The sequence below is a fragment of the Nonomuraea sp. NPDC049695 genome (assembly GCF_040674955.1).
In the GTDB taxonomy this organism is placed as follows: domain Bacteria; phylum Actinomycetota; class Actinomycetes; order Streptosporangiales; family Streptosporangiaceae; genus Nonomuraea; species Nonomuraea helvata.
In genome coordinates this window covers 70669-87057 of sequence record NZ_JBFANV010000037.1, presented here as the reverse complement: position 1 = coordinate 87057, position 16389 = coordinate 70669, and the positions used below count along the sequence as shown (strand labels likewise).

13 protein-coding genes are annotated in these 16389 nt (G+C 69.4%); 4 read left to right on the top strand and 9 right to left on the bottom strand.

Going from position 1 to position 16389, the window contains the following annotated elements; translation table 11 throughout:
* Positions 1 to 378 precede the first annotated feature (378 nt).
* The gene (locus AB0J64_RS29250; protein WP_192787231.1) at positions 379 to 990 is read right to left on the bottom strand and encodes an NAD(P)H-binding protein; all 612 of its coding nucleotides are present in this window, start codon (positions 988 to 990) and stop codon (positions 379 to 381) included.
* A 135-nt stretch (positions 991 to 1125) separates the two neighbouring features.
* On the opposite strand from AB0J64_RS29250, the gene AB0J64_RS29245 reads away from it, so the two are divergent.
* Positions 1126 to 1791 (top strand): TetR/AcrR family transcriptional regulator, encoded by a 666-nt coding sequence (locus AB0J64_RS29245; RefSeq protein WP_364033547.1) that lies wholly within the window; start codon positions 1126 to 1128, stop codon positions 1789 to 1791.
* Positions 1792 to 1917: 126 nt separating this feature from the next.
* Here AB0J64_RS29245 and AB0J64_RS29240 read toward each other — a convergent pair whose 3' ends face one another.
* On the bottom strand, positions 1918 to 2532 hold the full coding sequence (locus AB0J64_RS29240) for a TetR/AcrR family transcriptional regulator (protein WP_364033544.1): 615 nt from the start codon (positions 2530 to 2532) through the stop codon (positions 1918 to 1920).
* Positions 2532 to 3380 (bottom strand): oxidoreductase, encoded by an 849-nt coding sequence (locus AB0J64_RS29235; protein ID WP_364033541.1) that lies wholly within the window; start codon positions 3378 to 3380, stop codon positions 2532 to 2534. Before AB0J64_RS29235 ends, AB0J64_RS29240 begins: the two co-directional genes overlap by 1 nt.
* Before the next feature lie 60 nt (positions 3381 to 3440).
* Here AB0J64_RS29235 and AB0J64_RS29230 point away from each other — a divergent pair, with 60 nt between their 5' ends.
* Positions 3441 to 4307, top strand: a complete 867-nt coding sequence (locus AB0J64_RS29230) for a hypothetical protein (protein WP_364033538.1) — start codon at positions 3441 to 3443, stop codon at positions 4305 to 4307.
* Positions 4308 to 4396: 89 nt separating this feature from the next.
* Here AB0J64_RS29230 and AB0J64_RS29225 read toward each other — a convergent pair whose 3' ends face one another.
* The 4 genes from AB0J64_RS29225 to AB0J64_RS29210 all read right to left on the bottom strand — a co-directional run bounded on the left by AB0J64_RS29225 (position 4397) and on the right by AB0J64_RS29210 (position 9182).
* Positions 4397 to 4519: a hypothetical protein gene (locus tag AB0J64_RS29225; protein WP_364033535.1), complete on the bottom strand. Its 123-nt coding sequence runs from the start codon at positions 4517 to 4519 to the stop codon at positions 4397 to 4399.
* A gap of 463 nt (positions 4520 to 4982) precedes the next feature.
* Positions 4983 to 5921, bottom strand: a complete 939-nt coding sequence (locus AB0J64_RS29220; protein ID WP_364033532.1) for an alpha/beta hydrolase — start codon at positions 5919 to 5921, stop codon at positions 4983 to 4985.
* Between the two features lie 112 nt (positions 5922 to 6033).
* Positions 6034 to 7512: a class II fumarate hydratase gene (fumC, locus tag AB0J64_RS29215; protein ID WP_364033529.1), complete on the bottom strand. Its 1479-nt coding sequence runs from the start codon at positions 7510 to 7512 to the stop codon at positions 6034 to 6036.
* The gene (locus AB0J64_RS29210) at positions 7509 to 9182 is read right to left on the bottom strand and encodes an NAD-dependent malic enzyme (protein WP_364033526.1); all 1674 of its coding nucleotides are present in this window, start codon (positions 9180 to 9182) and stop codon (positions 7509 to 7511) included. Before AB0J64_RS29210 ends, fumC begins: the two co-directional genes overlap by 4 nt.
* 914 nt (positions 9183 to 10096) lie before the next feature.
* Here AB0J64_RS29210 and AB0J64_RS29205 point away from each other — a divergent pair.
* Complete coding sequence (locus AB0J64_RS29205) at positions 10097 to 11056, top strand: ankyrin repeat domain-containing protein (protein WP_364033523.1); 960 nt, start codon at positions 10097 to 10099, stop codon at positions 11054 to 11056.
* 148 nt (positions 11057 to 11204) lie between these two features.
* On the opposite strand, the gene AB0J64_RS29200 is transcribed toward AB0J64_RS29205, so the two are convergent.
* Positions 11205 to 12251: a substrate-binding domain-containing protein gene (locus tag AB0J64_RS29200; RefSeq protein WP_364033520.1), complete on the bottom strand. Its 1047-nt coding sequence runs from the start codon at positions 12249 to 12251 to the stop codon at positions 11205 to 11207.
* On the bottom strand, positions 12235 to 14658 hold the full coding sequence (locus AB0J64_RS29195) for a glycoside hydrolase family 3 N-terminal domain-containing protein (protein WP_364033517.1): 2424 nt from the start codon (positions 14656 to 14658) through the stop codon (positions 12235 to 12237). Before AB0J64_RS29195 ends, AB0J64_RS29200 begins: the two co-directional genes overlap by 17 nt.
* A gap of 360 nt (positions 14659 to 15018) precedes the next feature.
* Between AB0J64_RS29195 and AB0J64_RS29190 the strand changes: the two genes are divergently transcribed.
* On the top strand, positions 15019 to 16383 hold the full coding sequence (locus AB0J64_RS29190) for an extracellular solute-binding protein (protein WP_364033514.1): 1365 nt from the start codon (positions 15019 to 15021) through the stop codon (positions 16381 to 16383).
* Positions 16384 to 16389: the final 6 nt, after the last annotated feature.

Here is a 16389-nt window from a genome sequence, read left to right as displayed (position 1 = left end):
AGCATCCAACGCCCGGCCGATCCGGTCATCGTTGAGCAACTCCGGCTCTACGCCGAACGCCTCGCCCACCGCCCAGGAGCGCGTCCAGTCCTGAACGTGCACCACGGGGCGGGCGAGGTCAGCCGGTTGGCCACCAGCACCTCGATCACCTGACCGTGCGTCAGCTCCGCGACATCAAGCACCGGACAGGCGGCATCCACCAGCTCCGGATCCGTAACCGCGAGCAAAACCCCGCGATCACCGGCAACGCTCCGAGCATCTTCTCGACACTGGCCTGGCCCCACTGCGCACGCTGTTTCACCAGCCATGTCATACCGTGACGACGATCATCACAGCAACCCGCAGATCTTCAAACGACTTCACCTGCGGAAATCGTGGCTAGCTGAGGGGTACGGCGATTCCGCTGCCGTGCTTGTTCGTCTCCGCCTCGTCCAGCAGCAGGGAGGCCAGCGTGGCTCGGGAGATCCGGGGCGGGAGCAGGGGGCGCCGCAGTTCCGCCAAAGGCACGATGCGGCCGGCGGAACTGAGGGGGCCGTCGGTGACGTCCGGGGCGTGGAAGACCGTGGCGCCGGCGGCGAGCGCGATCTGGTCGGCCTCGGCCTTCTCGGCCAGTTCCGAGCCGACGAACATCCGCATCACCCCCGCGTAGATCAGCCCCCCCGACCGGCTTGACACGCCCGAGCCCAGTGCGCCGAGCCACACCGTGCGGACGCCGGCCGCCGCGAGCACCCTGGCTCCGGCGACCAGTGCGCCCGGACCGTCGCCCTTGGCGATGCCGATGGCGGAGACGGTCACGTCGACGTCGGCCAGGTCGGGGAAGCTCCGCGGGTCGGTGACATCCGCCTTGCGGACCTCGACCTGCCGCGGCGCGGGCACGGCGAACGCGGCCGGCGTCCGGACCAGTCCCACGACGTCGTGCCCCCGCTCCAGCGCTTGACGCACGAGCGTGCCGCCGGTCCGCCCCGACGCTCCCAGTATGGCGATGCGCATGATGATCCATCCCTTGACTGAACAACTGTTGGCGACATAACTAAACAACTGTTGGTTATTACTGTCAAGGCGAGACCCGGCTGTACGGTGAACCCCTGCTGCTCAGTCGTTCAGCCCGGTCAGAAGGGAGCCAAGGTGTCGCCGCAGGAGCAGTCCGCTCCCCGTCGCCGTAATCCGCGCGGGCAGGGACAGATACTCAAGGCCCAACTCGTGGACGCCGCGGCAAAGCTGCTGTCCACCCTCGACCAGCCGGAGACGCTGACCCTGCGACAGGTCGCACGCGAGGTCGGGGTGGCACCGGCCAGCATCTACAGCCACTTCCCCGACCTGAGCGCGCTGGTCCAGCACGTGCTGCGACTGCGCTACGCGGAGTTGGCGCGCCTGATGGACCAAGCCGCGCAGTCCGCCCCGAACCCGCTGGCCGACCTCGCCGCCCGGTGCGCCGCCTACGTACGCTGGGGAGTCGACCAGCCCGGCCACTACCGCACCCTTTTCGGCGGGCGCATGCCGGACGACCTGATCCTGGGGTCAGCGCACGGCGCCGGAGCCGAACCACTCAAGGCCGTCACGGCCTCCCTGGCAGCGGCCGCCGAGGGGGGGCACAGGCCGCCCTCGACGGAGCAGCAATGGCAGGCGGGCCTCCTACTCTGGACCGGGCTGCACGGCCTGGTCAGCCTCTACAACGACCACGGAGACCTTCCCTGGCCGCCCCTGGACCACCTAATCGCCGATCTGCTCAGCCTGCACACAGCCCGCCCGGCGGCCGAGATCATGCCCCTCCTGCCTCCCGCAGGGGGATGACCCTGGTTTGTCGAGGCCGGCTGGCGGCCCACCTGCTGGGCGACGCGAAAAGGTGTCCACTTCGCGGAGGCAAGGCTCGACCCGGACTTCATGGTTCCGCGCCTCACCGCGTCCATGGCAGATACCTCACGTGATCAGGCCAGCGCTGGTCAGCCAGATGTGTTCGCATGTCGCCGACGCCTCTTGGAGCTTCTCGCGGGATTCCTGTGAAGCGTGGTAGAAGGTCCGCTCGATCATCCAGCACAGGGCGCGTGCCATCGCCGAAGCCTGGTCCGGTGCAGCGCCGGCCTGGATGCCGGCGTGTTCCAGGACGGCGGTGATGGCCGCGATGAACAGGTCAGCCGTGTGCTTCCACAGTTCACCGATCTCCGGCACGGTCAACGACAGGTCGATCGCTGTGCGCATGACAGGGCCGTGTTCGTTCCACAGCTCGACCGTGCGCTGCATGGCTGCTGCGATGGCCTGGCGCGGCTCCTCCGCTTGCGCGGTGACCCTGGACCGCTCCCACAAGTGCTCAACGGTCCGGGCCACGAGTGCCGTGACCACTTCTTGCTTGGAGCCGAAGTAGAAGTACAGGGCCCCGCGTGTGATGCCAGCGCCCTGGGCGATGTCGCCGACGGTCATGGCATCGTAGCCCTTGTGTGCCAGCAGAGCTTCGCAGGTGTCCAGAATGGCCCGCTCCCGGACATCCCCCTTGCGCTCGGTGGTACGACGGCTGCGCGCGGAATGGTGGCCGGGCATCAGAGCTGAGCGCCCTCGGCGAAGTCGGTCGTACGCGAGAGTGTCTCCCACGCGCGGATGTCCTCGTCCACGGCCGCGCGCGCGGCGGTGACCAGCCGCAGCGCGTCCGAGCCCAGGACGAGGTGGGCCGGCGGCTGCTCGACCGTCGTGATGTGCACGACCGCTTCCCCCGCCTTGGCCGGATTGCCCAGCTGGTTCCCGCTGGCCTTCTGCCGCGCTTCGCGGATGGGGGTGAACAACTCGTCGTAGTCGTCCACGGTCCGCGCGACACGTGCCATGGACCGTCCGGCCCAGTCTGTGCGGAAGGAGCCGGGCTCGATCGCCGTCACATGGATTCCGAACTGCGCGACTTCCTTGCCCAGCGCCTCCAGGATTCCCTCCAGGGCGAACTTGCTGCCGCAGTAGGCGGACATGCCGGGCACGGCCATGAGCCCGCCCATGGAGGTGACGGCCATCAGGTGTCCGCGGCGGCGGCGGCGCATGTGGGGCAGCGCCGCCTGCAGGGTGGCCACCGCCCCGAACACGTTCACCTCGAACTGCCGTCGCACCTCGGCCAGCGGGGTTTCCTCGAAGGTTCCCTCCAGGCCGTAGCCGGCGTTGGCGACGACGACGTCCAGAGGGCCGACGCTCCGCTCAACCTCCGCGACCGCGCCGGAGACGGCGTCACCGTCCGTCACGTCCAGGATACGGCCGTGAGCGTGCCCGGGCCTGAGCTCTTCGAAGGCCCGCAGGTCCTTCTCGGAGCGGACGGTGCCGATGACGGTGTGCCCGGCGGCCAGGGCGGCTTGGGCGAAAGCGCGCCCCAGGCCCGTACTGACGCCGGTGATGAGCCAGTTCTGCTTCTCCATTGTTCCTCCAGAGAGGTCTCGCGAGGAGCCGGGTCGCCCTCTTCAGTAAAAGTCTACACCGTGTCGATTTTTATCGTTACCGCGTCGATTCTGGCAGCGCTCACGGAATGGAACCCCCAGGCCATCCGCGTGCCGCGCGCCCCGAAGGTGCCGCTGTGGCCGGGCCCCATCCCCTCACTCGGCGACCGGTCACGTGCCGGCGCTGACTCCCCGTGCCCATTTCTGAGAGGTGCCCATGACCCCGAGCCAGCCTCCCCAGGCGCCAGCCGCTGCCGCGAGCGGGCCATCGGCATCGCGCTGACCGGTGTCGGCCTGGCCCTGATGGCGCTGTTCGTCTCCGTCGACGGCGGCTATCTGTCCGTCCTGGCCGGCCTGCTCGCCCTGGGCTTCGGCTCGGGTCTGGCGATGACGCCGTCCACGGAGGCCATCACCAGCTCACTGTCGCGCGAGAAGCAGGGCGTCGCCTCCGCCCTCAACGACGTCACCCGCGAGTTCGGCACCGCACTGGGCGTCGCGCTGCTGGGCGCGCTGCTGTCGGCCGGCTACCGCAGCTCCATCGACGGCAAGCTTCAGGGCATCCCGCAGGGTACCGCGGACACCGCGCGCGACGGCATCGCCAACGCCCTGGAGGCCGCACCCAGCGCAGGCCCGCGCGCGCAGGACCTGGTCCACGCCGCCCAGCAGTCCTTCGTTGACGGATGGCAACAGGCCATGTGGGTGGGCACCGCCGTCATGGGTGCCCTGTTCGTCTACATCGCCCTGCGCGGACCGAAGAAACCGGCCCCGTGGCCGCGGACGAGGCAGAGGTCACCGAGAGCGTCGCCGCCCGATGATCCCGTAGAGGATCGGACAGACGGGCGCGCAGACCGTGCATGCCGTGGAAGGGCGCCAAGCCGCGCGGCGCCTGCCACCACGGCGACCAGCTAGGGGCGGTCCAGGTGCCGAGCGGGCCGTGCAGGCAGGGCCGTCGGCGCCGAGCCGGAGGGCTGCGCCCTTGTGCTGGTGCGGTCCGGGGATCACCAGGGGCCGCCGTCGAGCTGGGCGGGGACGCGGCCGGTCCGCAGTTCCTGTAGGTCGGGGATGTGGTTGTCGAGGGTGCCGGGGCTGACGCCGAGGAGCTTGGCGCCTTGCTCGGTCACTCGTCTCTGGACACCTCAGCGCGGTACTTCCGAGCCGGAACCGCCGAGACCGCCGCCGTCGTCGAGCGAGTCTTCGACCAGTAGGAGGCACCGCGACCTACCTTGCGGCTGGGGTCACGTTCGGGAGAACACCGCCACGCCAGTGTCATCTACGATCAACTGCCTGCACCTCGAGTTCGGCCCTGCGGGCTTTGATCAGCTCACGAAGGTCGGGTTCGGCATCCTGGGCCACCTGACGCACCTCCCGCCCGGATCGTACGGACAGGCATCCCGCGCACGCCGGGGAACCGGTGTCCGCGGTCACCAAAACGGCAGACGATCTTGAGTTCCGACAACCGCCCGCAACCAGCACGAATGCACGATCGACGACTCACACCAGCCCAGTGACCAGCGACTTCAAGATGGTGGATCTTCAATGAGACGCGGCCTGGGGCGGTGCGCAGTCGGGCAGGTTTGACTGGTGTCAGTCGCCGTCGAGGATGAAATCGGCTATAGCGGCAGCGACGGCTTCGGGCTGCTCATCGGGGATGAAGTGTCCAGCGTCGGGCACGACGACTCCGGTGACGTCGTCGGCCCATGGGCTGATGGAGGCCGCCATGTCCGGGATGGAGCCATGGCTGCTGGAGATTCCGAGGATGGGCACAGTCAGGTGCTGCCGCTTGAGCGCCTCGTGGTTCTTGCGCGCCGACTCGGCGGCGTCTCGGTAGTAGGCGAGGGAAGCGCGGAGGCCACCGTCGACGGCGACGGCCGCCGCGTAGTGGTCGAGCTCGGCGTCGTCGAACGTGTCGGGAGAGAGGGCCTTCATTTTCAGGAACCAGCCGACGTAGTCCCGTTCGCGGCCGGCAAGCAGCGTCTCGGGCAGGTCGGGCACAAGGTGGAACGCGAAATGCCAGGTCTTCCACGCCCGATCCGGGTCGGTGGGAATCGCTTCGGGGAGGGTGATGCCGGGAATTCCGGCGTCGAGCAAAGCGACCCCGCGCAGTTGGCTCTCGAATTTGAGCGCGAGGGAGAAAGCGACCCAGGCACCGATGTCGTGGGCGACCAGCCAGTAAGTCGACACTCCGAGAGCCTTCACGGCGGCGTGGACGTGCGCTGCGACCGTGTGCGTGTCGTAGCTGCGCTCTGGACGCTCGGAGTGGCCCTGACCCGGCAGGTCGATCGCGATGACGTGGAACTGGCCGGCGAGGCTGGGCATGACCTTTCGCCATGCCCACCAGGTTTGCGGGAATCCGGCGAGCAGGACAACGGCCGGGCCGGTCGGCTGTCCGCCTTCGACGGCATGAAGGCGGACGCCGTCCGCGTCGACCCAGCGGTGTGTGAATCCCGCCAGGTCGTGCAGGGGCAGGTCGCGGACAGGGTTGCTTTCGCAGATCTGCCCAGCGCTGGTCGCAGGGTCAGTCACGGAGATCCTCCATCGGTGTTAGGTGTGCTGTTCGGAGCTTCGCCCGAGGGTTAGGCCCACGAGCGCAGTGCAGATGACCAGAGCGGTCAGCGTGGTGCTCGACATCCGGGCCCTACGGCGATCGATGATGCGGGCGGGCCATGGCGGCTGGGTTGGCGATGCGGTCGAAGTCGTCGGCGCTGATAGAGCCGGAGTCCAGTGCGGCCTCACGCAGGGTGGTGCCCTCCTCGTCGGCCTTGTGCGCGATGGCCGAGGCCTTGTCGTAGCCGATGACTGGGGAGAGGGCGGTGACCAGCATGAGGGACCGGTCGACATAGGAGTCGATTTGGTCGCGGTGGAGCTGGGCGCCCTCGATGCAGTACTGGCGCAGGTTGGCGCAGGCGTCGGTGAGGATGGTGGCCGCGTGCAGGAAGTTGTTGATGATGACCGGGCGCATGGCGTTGAGCTCGAAGTTGCCCTGCGAGGCGGCGAAGGCGACGGCAGCGTCCTCGGAGAGAACCTGGAGGCAGACCATGACCATCGCCTCGCACTGGGTCGGATTGACCTTGCCCGGCATGATCGAGGATCCCGGCTCGTTGGCCGGGAGGATCAGTTCGCCCAGGCCGCAGCGGGGCCCTGAGGCCAGCCACCGGATGTCATTGGCGATCTTCATCAGCGGCACGGCAAGGGCACGCAGGCCGGAGGAGGCGCTGGCCATGGCATCCAGGCCGCCCTGGGCGGCGAACTTATTCTCCGCGGTGCGGAAGGGATAGCCGGTCGCGGCGGCGATCTCGCTGGCGATCTGCTCGCCGAAACCGGGTGGGGCGTTCAGTCCGGTACCGACTGCGGTGCCGCCCGCGGCGAGCTCGTACAGGCCCTCGGCGGAGGCGGTGACTCGGTCGACGGCTTGCGTCAGTTGGTGGGCGTAGCCGGACCACTCCTGCCCGACGGTGAGCGGGACCGCGTCCTCCAGATGGGTGCGGCCGATTTTCACCACGTCGCGCCACTGCTCCGCCTTGACCTCGATCGCCCGCTGAAGCGCCTGCACGCTGGGCAGCAGGTGCTCGTGGACCGCCTTGACCGCGGCGACGTGCATGGCGGTGGGGAAGGTGTCGTTGGAGGACTGCCCCATGTTGACGTGGTCGTTGGGGTGGATCGGGGACTTGCTGCCCAGCTCGCCGCCGACCAGCTGGATCGCTCGGTTGCTGATCACCTCGTTGGTGTTCATGTTGGACTGCGTCCCGGACCCGGTCTGCCACACATACAGCGGGAAGTGGTCGTCGAGCTTGCCCGCGATGACCTCGTCAGCGACCTTTTCGATCAGGTCGGCCTTCCAAGCAGGCAGCCGCCCGGCCCGCCCGTTGAGGATCGCGGCCGCCTTCTTCACGTAGCCGTAGGCGTGGTAGACCGCTTTGGGCATCCGGTCGTCCCCGATGGAGAAGTGGATCAGGGACCGCTGTGTCTGGGCACCCCAGTACCGGTCCGCCGGTACGTCGATCGCGCCCATCGAGTCCGTCTCCCGCCGGGTTCCGGTCGCGTCCAGACCAATGGGCACGTCGAGAACCTCCGGGGTGTCCTCGTCCTTGCCCGCGCCCGACTGCCGCGCGGTCATGCCGTCGCTCCGTTGCCGTAGACGGGCTCCCACATGGCCTGGCGGACGGCTTGGCCGGGATCGGCCGGCTCGCTGGTGGCGACGCCCTCGCTGGCCGCCGTTTCGACCACCGCCGCTGCGGTGATCGCGGAGGAGTTGCGCAGGTTCTCCACCGGCGGCAGCAGGGAGGCGCCCGGTGCGCTGACGTCGACCTGGTCGGCCACCGCCCGGGCAGCTGCGAGCAGCATCCCATCGGTCACCCTCGATGCGCCGGAAACGATCGTTCCCAGGCCCAGCCCGGGATACAGCAGCGCGTTGTTGGCCTGCGCGATCTCGTAGGTCACCCCGTCGTGCTCGACGGGTGGGACGGGGATGCCGACGGCGACCAGGGCCTTGCCCTTCGACCAGGCGATGACGTCGGCCGGCATGGCCTCGATACGCGAGGTCGGGTTGGACAGCGGGAGGATGATCGGACGCTCGGTGCCTTCGGCCATGGCCTCGACGACCTCGCGGGTGAACGCCCCGTGCACAGTGGAGGTGCCCAGCAGGATCGTCGGCTTGACCTGCTTGACGGTTTCCAGCAGGGAGATCCCGCCGTCGTCCTTCCTCCAGTCGGCGACCTCCGAAGGATCGCGCGCGTAGGACTGCTGGAAGTCACGCAGGTCACTTGTGCTGCGGGTGAGCAGGCCCGGCTTGTCGATCAGCCAGACCTGGGCCGTGGCCTGCTGGCGGCTCCTACCGTCACGAACCATGGCATCGCGCAGTTGGTCGGCGATGCCCACCCCGGCGGTGCCCGCGCCGAAGACCACCACCTTCTGCTCTCGCATCGGCACATCGCTGACCTTGATGGCCGACAGGGCTGCGGCCAGGGTGATCGCACCGGTGCCCTGCATGTCGTCGTTGAAGATTCGGTAGCCGCCGTAGGTCTCCAGGATCCGCCGGGCATTGCTGGGGCCGAAGTCCTCGAAGTGCAGCAGCGCATGTGGGAACATCGCCGAAGCCGTCCGCAGGTACGTCTCGATGAACGCGTCGTAGTCGGCGCCCCGGACCCTGGCGTGCCGGTTGCCCAGGTACAGCGGATCCTTCAGCAGCGCCTCGCGGTCCGTTCCCACATCCAGTGACACGGGGATGACGCGGGCCGGGTCGATGCCGGCTGCCGCGGAGTAGACCGCCAGCTTGCCGACCGCGATCTGAATGCCGCCCACGCCCCAGTCGCCGATGCCCAGGATCTGCTCCGCGTCGCTGCACACGATCAGGTCCACGTCCTCGGGCCCGAGTTGGAGCGTGGCGAAGGCCTTCTCGATGTCCTCGGTCCGGTCGATGGACAAGAAGACGCCGCGCGGGCGGCGGTACTCATGGGAGTACTTCTCGATCGCCTCGCCCACCGTGGGGTCGTACACGACCGGCAACAACTCCACCAGGTGATCGGTGAGCACCTTGTAGTACAGGGTCTCGTTGCGGTCGTGCAGCTGCTCCAGATACACGTTCTTGCCTAGGGCACCGTCCTGAGCCTGCAGCTGCCGGTACGCGCGCTGCGCCTGCTGCTCCAGCGTCAGCACCGCGGACGGCAGGCGCCCGGTCAGGCCCAGCTCGTCCCGGTCCGCTTGCGTGAACCCCACGCCCCGGTTGCGGAGTGGATCAGTCAGGACGCGTGGAGTAGCCGGAGTCCGCGCGGTGTGCTTGGCCATCATGGCTCTCCTCATGTGGAGCGTCATCTAGTTACCACCGTACGCAGGCACCTATCCCGGCCCTACGCTCGGGTCGCCGCAACCCGGGGAAGGTAACCGAGAGTTACGTCCGGGTTCGTCGCGCAGCGATCACGACTGGGGTCTGCTGTGAGATCAAGAGGGCCCGAGTATGCGGTGAAGACGGGGGACATAGCGTGAGATCCCGGGGCCTGGCCGATCGGGTACGGCCGCATCCTGTAGAGCTGGTCCGCGGTCTCGGCAAGGCCCCTCCCGTGCCCGGCGGGCCCCGGCTTGAAGGCTCCGGCGCTGGGCGATGGTCAGTCTTGGCCCTGCAGCCTCCGGGCCCGCACTGGCCGCAGGTCCTGCGTCTGGCTGCGCGCCGCCGCCGCGGCGCGTAGTTCCTTTTCAGGTCGGGTGACCTGACGGCGTTGATAGCCGGAGTCGGCAGAGGGGCGGTGAGTCGCTGGGCCGGTGGCCGGGGTCCGAGCCGGGAGACGGAGGCGTGTCTTCGGGCGACCTATCAGATCGTTCGCCTGCTGGAACGTGAGCACGACGCGGAGGCGGTACGTTCCTGGTTCGCCGAGGTGAGGCCGGAGCTGGATGGCCGGCGGCCCGCCAGGGCGTTGAGCCAGGGCTGGTTCACACGAGTTCTGGCTGCCGCGCAGGCCTTGCCGAGACCCGCTGATTGGTGCGGCGGAGTGGTCCGTCGTTCGGGGTTCGCCCATGGCGTTAGGTACCCCCGGCGTCGGCTCGGCTCTCGCAGACCGTGGGGCGGCGTCTGCCTGGTCGTGGGTGGTGAACAGGCGAAGGAGGCGTCCGGCGTATCCGCGCACGGCCCCTCAGGCCATACGACCTGCCTTGCGCTGGTTTGGCTGGCGGCCGGTAGACGACGAGATGGCAAGCCAGGTTCGAGCCTCATGGTGATCTTGGGCTGGTCGGATGCTCGATGCGCCGGGCTATCCTTTGCCACCATGACAATGTCCGGTGGCGCCTCGGCCAGGCGGGACACGGTCGCGTACTTCGACGTCCCGCTGCCCGCCCGTGACGCCGACAGCGAGTGGTTGGGGACCGACTGGCGCGCCCTCATCGTCGGTGAAGCCGGCGATCGGCTCTACTACGGGGCAAACGGAGTGTCGCTTCACCGCACGGTGGTGGTGCGGCACGAGGGTAGACACGCGGCGCTCGCCGACCCGCTCAGCTGCAACCTGCCACGAGTCAATGGAGACGACTCCGACTACTACCTCGTCCTGAGAGTGCGCGCGGTCCTCGACGACGAGGTATGGGGACGCTTGCCTTGGTCCCACCTTGGCCCCGGTGACGTGTTCTTCGCCTGGGACAAGTACTACGAGCTGGCGCACAGTCGCGAGCCCGGAGCCACTGAAGATATGGTCTACGGCGGCGACTGGGGCGATCTTCAGCTCATCATCGATCGCTACGATCCTCACCCAGCTGGGCCGCGCCCACTGCCTGCTGCTACGGATCCCATGCTGTTCCGGGCCATCGACTGGAAAGACGTTGATTTGGTCCGGCGCCTGCTCGACGCCGGAGCCGACGCTCAAGCTCGATTGGGGGGCACGTATCCGCTGCTTGCGGCCCTCGGTGGGCCGGTCGAGATTGTGGAGGCGCTACTTGCGGCAGGAGCCGCTGTCAACGGACCGGCCGACGCCGTCGGGTGGTCACCACTGCACGGCGCGCTGCTGACGCCACGGCTGGATGTCGTCGCGGTGCTTCTCCGCCACGGCGCCGACCCAGACCTCCGAAGCGACCCTCACGAGACACCCCGAGAGCTGGCCGAGCGACTGGGTTGGGCGCCGGTGCTCAACGATGCCCGCGCCGACAACGACGCCTCGACCTTCGATCGTCGCCACCAGCAGTGACCTCGACTCGGCGTATGGATCAGCGCCGGGTACTCACACCTACTCGAGCTGGACTACGCGCGCAGGGAGAGGCGTCTAGGCGACGCGGTAGGTCAGACGCCGTCCGCCGACCGGCGCTGCCGTCCGCCGTGCGGCCGGGAGACGCCGCTCAGGCATGCTCCGCGCACGCCACGTCCGCCGCGGAGGCGCGGACGATCAACTCGGTGGCCAGCTCGACGTGGTGGGAGTCGATCTTCTCGCCGTCCGCCAGGCGCAGCGCCGTACGCAGCGCCACGCCGCCCATCTCGCGCAGCGGCTGGCGGACGGTGGTCAGCGGCGGGGAGGTCATCCGGGCGATCTGGGTGTCGTCGAAGCCCACGATGCTCAGGTCCTCCGGAACGCGCAGGCCCCGCGCCCTGGCGGCCTCCATGACGCCGAGCGCCACCTCGTCGCAGCCGGCGAAGATCGCGGTCGGCGGCTCCGGCAGGTCGAGCACGGCCGCGCCGTGGTCCATGCCGTCCTGGTAGCGGAAGCGGCCGAAGCGAGTGTAGCCGGGCGGCACCGGCACGCCCTCGGCCTCCATGGCGGCACGGTAGCCGTGCAGCCGGGCCTGGTTGCAGGTCGCGGTGGCCGGGCCGCCGATGTAGGCGATGCGGCGGTGCCCGAGGGACAGCAGGTGCTGGGTGGCGGCCAGCCCGCCGGCGAAGTTGGTCGAGCCGATGCTGGTCACCTGGTCGTGCTGCAGGTTGAGCGGGTCGATCACGACCAGGGGCAGCTGGACGCGGGACAGGGCCCGCAGTTGCCTGTCGTTCAGCTGCTCGCACGTGACGGCGATCAGCGCCCGGCGCCCGGCGGCGACCAGGTCGCGGGCCCACGAGGCCGGGTGGTCGACCGTCTTCCTGACGCTGACGACGACCCCGACGCCCAGCTCGGCACCGGCCGAGACGACACCCTGGACGATCTCCGTGGAGTAGGCGTTCAGGTCGCTGTCGAACTGCACCTCGACCGTGCACATCGCGACGGCCCCGTTGGCGGCCGGGCCCCGGCGCGGCGACGGCGCCATGTAGTCGTGCTCCCGCAGCAGCGACTCCACCAGGGAACGCGTGGCCGGCGCCACGTCGCTGCGGCCGTTGAGCACCTTGGACACGGTCGCCACCGACACGCCGGCCGAGGCCGCGACCGTGGCCAGCGTGGCACGTCTAGGACTGGCCGGCATCGCTTCCCTCCTGCTCTGAGCCCTCCGGGACCTCCGAGACCGTCACGGGGGTGACGAGGCGCCGGTCGTGGCCGACGACCCGGACCGGGCCGGTCAGCCGGACCGTGCCCCAGCATGGCAGGTCGGCCGCCGACGTGCCGACGAACACCTCGATCTCCCCCGGCTCCACGATGCGCCTCAGATCGCGTCCGGTGAAGGCCGTCCGGTCGGCGTGCACCTGGAAGGTCACGCGGGCGCTCGCCCCGGGCTCCAGCCGGACCCTGGCGAACCCGGTCAGCTGCCGGACCGGCCGGGTGACCTGGGCGACGACGTCGTGCAGGTAGAGCTGGACGACCTCCTCGCCGGCCCGCCCGCCGGTGTTGCGCACGCGGACCGACACGGCGAACTCGCCGTCCGTGGGCACCTCGGCGGCGTCGACGCGCAGGTCGCCGAGCTCGAAGGTGGTGTAGGAGGCGCCGTACCCGAACGGGAACAGCGGGGTCGGGTCGAGGTTGCTGATGCCCTGACTGTTGGTGCCCAGCGGCGGCTGCAGGTAGGTGCCCGGCTGCCCGCCGTGCCCGCGCGGGATCTGCACCGGCAGCCTGCCCGAGGGCTGGACCCGCCCGGACAGCACGCCGGCGATGGCCGCGCCGCCCTCCTCCCCCGGCATGAACGCCTGGACGAGCGCGGCGGCACCGGCGTGGGCCGCGCCCAGCGCGTACGGGCGGCCGGAGACCACGACCACCACGACCGGCGTGCCCGTGGCGGCGAGCTCGGCCAGCAGGTCCTCCTGGACGCCGGGCAGCCGCAGGTCGTCGGCGTCGCAGCCCTCCCCCGAGGTCCCGTGGCCGAACAGCCCGGCGAGGTCGCCCACGGCCACCACGCACAGGTCCGCCTCGCGTGCCGCGGCGGCCGCGGCCGCGAAGCCGGAGCGGTCCTCGCCCTGCACGTCACAGCCCCGCTCATGGACGAGCTCGGTGTCCGGCAGCTCGGCCCGCAGCGCGTCGAGGAGGCTGGGCGCCTCGACGCCGAGCCCGAGCCCGGGGTGCCGGGGCAGCACGTGGTTGGGGAAGGCGTAGCAGCCCATGAAGGTACGCGGGTCGTCGGCGCACGGCCCGACGACCGCCACCCGCCGCAGCCCTGGCCTCAGCGGCAGCGCGGTCCCGGCGTCGAGCAGCACGATCGACCGCTCGGCCAGCTCGCGCGCCAGCGCCCGGTTGCCCGGCGAGTCGAGGTCGGTGTCGGCGGCCGCCGACACGGACTTCTCGGGCGTCCAGTCCGGGTCGAGCAGCCCCAGCTGGACCTTCTGGGTGAGCAGGCGGCGCACCGCCCGGTCGATCAGCGACTCGGGGAGCTCGCCGCCACGCACCCGCTCGACCAGGTGCTGCCCGAAGCCGAGGGTGTCCGGCAGCTCGACGTCGATCCCGGCGATCAGCGCCTGCGCGCCCGCCTCAAGGGTGTCGGCGGCGACGTGGTGCATGGTCGCGAGGAACGGGACGGCCCAGTAGTCCGACACGACCGTCCCGGTGAAGCCCCACTCCTCGCGCAGCACCTCGGTCAGCAGCCAGGGGTCCGCCCCGGCGGGCACGCCGTCCACGTCGGAGTAGGAGTTCATCACCGAGCGCGCCCCGCCGAGCGCGATGGCCGTCTCGAACGTCGGCAGGATCATGTCCATCAGCTCGCGCCGCCCCATCGGGACCGGCCCGTGGTTGCGCGCGGCCCGCGAGGCCGAGTATCCGGCGAAGTGCTTGAGCGTGGCGATGATGCCGGCGTTCTCCAGTCCGCGCACGTAGGCGGCGCCGAGCATCGAGACGAGGTACGGGTCCTCGCCCATCGTCTCCTCGACCCGGCCCCACCGGTAGTCGCGCACCACGTCCAGGACCGGCGACAGGCCCTGGTGCACGCCCACGGCGGCCATGTCGCGCCCGATCGCGGCCGACATCCGCTCCACCAGCTCGGGATCGAACGTCGCGCCCCACGCGATGGCCGCGGGATAGACGGTCGCCCCGTACGTGGTGAACCCGGTCAGGCACTCCTCGTGGACGATGGCCGGGATCCCGAACCTGGACCGCCCGGTCACCTCCCGCTGCAGCCTGACCACCTCGGCGGCGCCCTCCTGCGGAGTCACGGGAGCGCTGCCGTGCACCCGGGTCAGGTGGCCGAGCCCGTGCCTGATCGCCTCGTCGAAGGGGACCGTGCCCGAGGCCGCGAACACGTCCTGCATCGGCGCCACGTTCACCGTCTCGGCGTCCTCGATCGGCTCGTGCTGCATGTCGTTGCCGATCCACCGGCTGCCGAGCTGGCCGACCTTCTCCTCCAGGGTCATCTCCGCAAGGAGCGCGTCGACCCTGTCGGACACGGGGAGTGCCGGGTCCTGCCACGGATGAAGCACACCGTCCACCGCGGGCGTCCGATCTAGAGCCGTCATCTGCTGCTCTCCTTCAAGGCGATGTCCACCGTGAGTTTTCGAAAATGTTTCGAGGTCGTGAGCGATTCGCGACCGACCTGTGAGCAGGACCTCCTCGGCGTCAGACCACCAGTTGAACGCCGCGCCTGAGTACTCTACACACGCCCTGGCCGGATGGGCAGATTTTGCAGGTACGGCGGTCTTGACAGGCACATAGCCGAAACCTAGATTGACGGACCACGCGGTATGTCGCAAATGTTTCGACAGGCTAACTCAACAGAAGCGAAATAACGGGGCCGGCTCCACGGCCCCCCGCCACCACACCTCACGATCAACGAGCCGCGCGGCCCATCCCCCCGGCGTTCAGTTACGGAGATCAGCGTGGAGACCAGGACATCCTCTCGCCGCACCTTCCTCACCCTCTCCATGGGCGTTCCCCTGGGAGCCGCCCTGGCCGCCTGCGGCAGCTCCGGGCCCACCCAAGCGGGCGCGGGTGGCGGCAGCGGCAGCACCAGTGGCGGTGGCGGCGGTGGGGGCAAGGCCACCTACTGGTACCTCACCGGCCAGCCGAACGAGGGCGTGCGCACCCGTGCGGCGGAGCGCTTCAACAAGGCCAACCCGAGCAGCCAGCTGGCGACGACGACCTTCCAGAACGACGCGTTCAAGACGAAGATCAAGACCGCGATCGGCGCGGGCGAGGCACCCACCATCATCTGGGGCTGGGGCGGCGGCGGTCTGCGCAGCTACGTGCAGGCGGGCCAGGTCGACGACCTCACCTCCTGGTTCGACCAGAACGCGGCCTACAAGGACCGGCTCTTCCCGTCCTCCTTGGGCGCGGCCACGGTCGACGGCAAGATCTACGCGGTGCCGGTCGAGTGCGTGACGCCGATCGTCCTCTATTACAACAAGAAGGTCTTCGAGAAGGTCGGCGCGCAGCCCCCGCAGGAGTGGGGCGACATCATGGACCTGGTCAAGAAGTTCAACGCCGCAGGCGTCGCGCCGTTCTCCCTCGGCGGGCAGTCGCGCTGGACGAACATGATGTGGCTGGAGTTCCTCTTCGACCGCATCGGCGGCCCCGAGGTGTTCAAGGCCATCTACGACGGCGAGAAGAACGCCTGGAACAACCCGGCCGCCATCGAGGGCCTGACCAAGATGCAGGAGCTCATCAAGGCGAACGGCTTCGTCAAGGGCTTCTCGTCCATCACCGCCGACTCCAACGCCGACCAGGCGCTGCTCTACACCGGCAAGGCCGCGATGATGCTGCACGGCGGCTGGACGTACGGGTCGATGAAGACCGACGGCGGCGACTTCGTCACCGGCGGCAGCCTCGGCTACATGAACTTCCCGGCCGTGCAGGGCGGCAAGGGCGACCCCAGCGACACCGTGGGCAACCCGGCCCAGTACATGTCGATCTCCTCCAAGGCGACGGCCGAGGCGAAGGAGATCGCCAAGAAGTTCTTCCTCACCGAGATGAACTCCGACGCCCAGTCCAAGGACTGGGTCGGCATCACCCAGGTGCCGATCGTCAAGGGCGTGGACGCGCAGTTCGGCTCCGGCGCGGACGCGCCGTGGCAGAAGTTCGTCTACGACACCGCCGCCAACGCCAAGTCCTTCCAGCAGTCCTGGGACCAGGCGCTCAGCCCGACCGCGGCCGAGGTCCTGCTGGACAACATCGCCAAGCTGTTCCAGCTGTCGATCTCGCCGCAGCAGTTCGCCACGAACCTCAACGAGGTCATCGGCAAGTGACCGTCC

What these genes read in the sequence shown, in the direction of transcription:
- AB0J64_RS29240 (WP_364033544.1), bottom strand. Translation starts at nt 2,532, where the DNA reads ATGCCCGGCCACCATTCCGCGCGCAGCCGTCGTACCACCGAGCGCAAG.
- AB0J64_RS29210 (WP_364033526.1), bottom strand. Translation starts at nt 9,182, where the DNA reads ATGATGGCCAAGCACACCGCGCGGACTCCGGCTACTCCACGCGTCCTG.
- fumC (WP_364033529.1), bottom strand. Translation starts at nt 7,512, where the DNA reads ATGACCGCGCGGCAGTCGGGCGCGGGCAAGGACGAGGACACCCCGGAG.
- AB0J64_RS29205 (WP_364033523.1), top strand. Translation starts at nt 10,097, where the DNA reads ATGGTGATCTTGGGCTGGTCGGATGCTCGATGCGCCGGGCTATCCTTT.
- AB0J64_RS29200 (WP_364033520.1), bottom strand. Translation starts at nt 12,251, where the DNA reads ATGCCGGCCAGTCCTAGACGTGCCACGCTGGCCACGGTCGCGGCCTCG.
- AB0J64_RS29235 (WP_364033541.1), bottom strand. Translation starts at nt 3,380, where the DNA reads ATGGAGAAGCAGAACTGGCTCATCACCGGCGTCAGTACGGGCCTGGGG.
- AB0J64_RS29250 (WP_192787231.1), bottom strand. Translation starts at nt 990, where the DNA reads ATGCGCATCGCCATACTGGGAGCGTCGGGGCGGACCGGCGGCACGCTC.
- AB0J64_RS29195 (WP_364033517.1), bottom strand. Translation starts at nt 14,658, where the DNA reads ATGACGGCTCTAGATCGGACGCCCGCGGTGGACGGTGTGCTTCATCCG.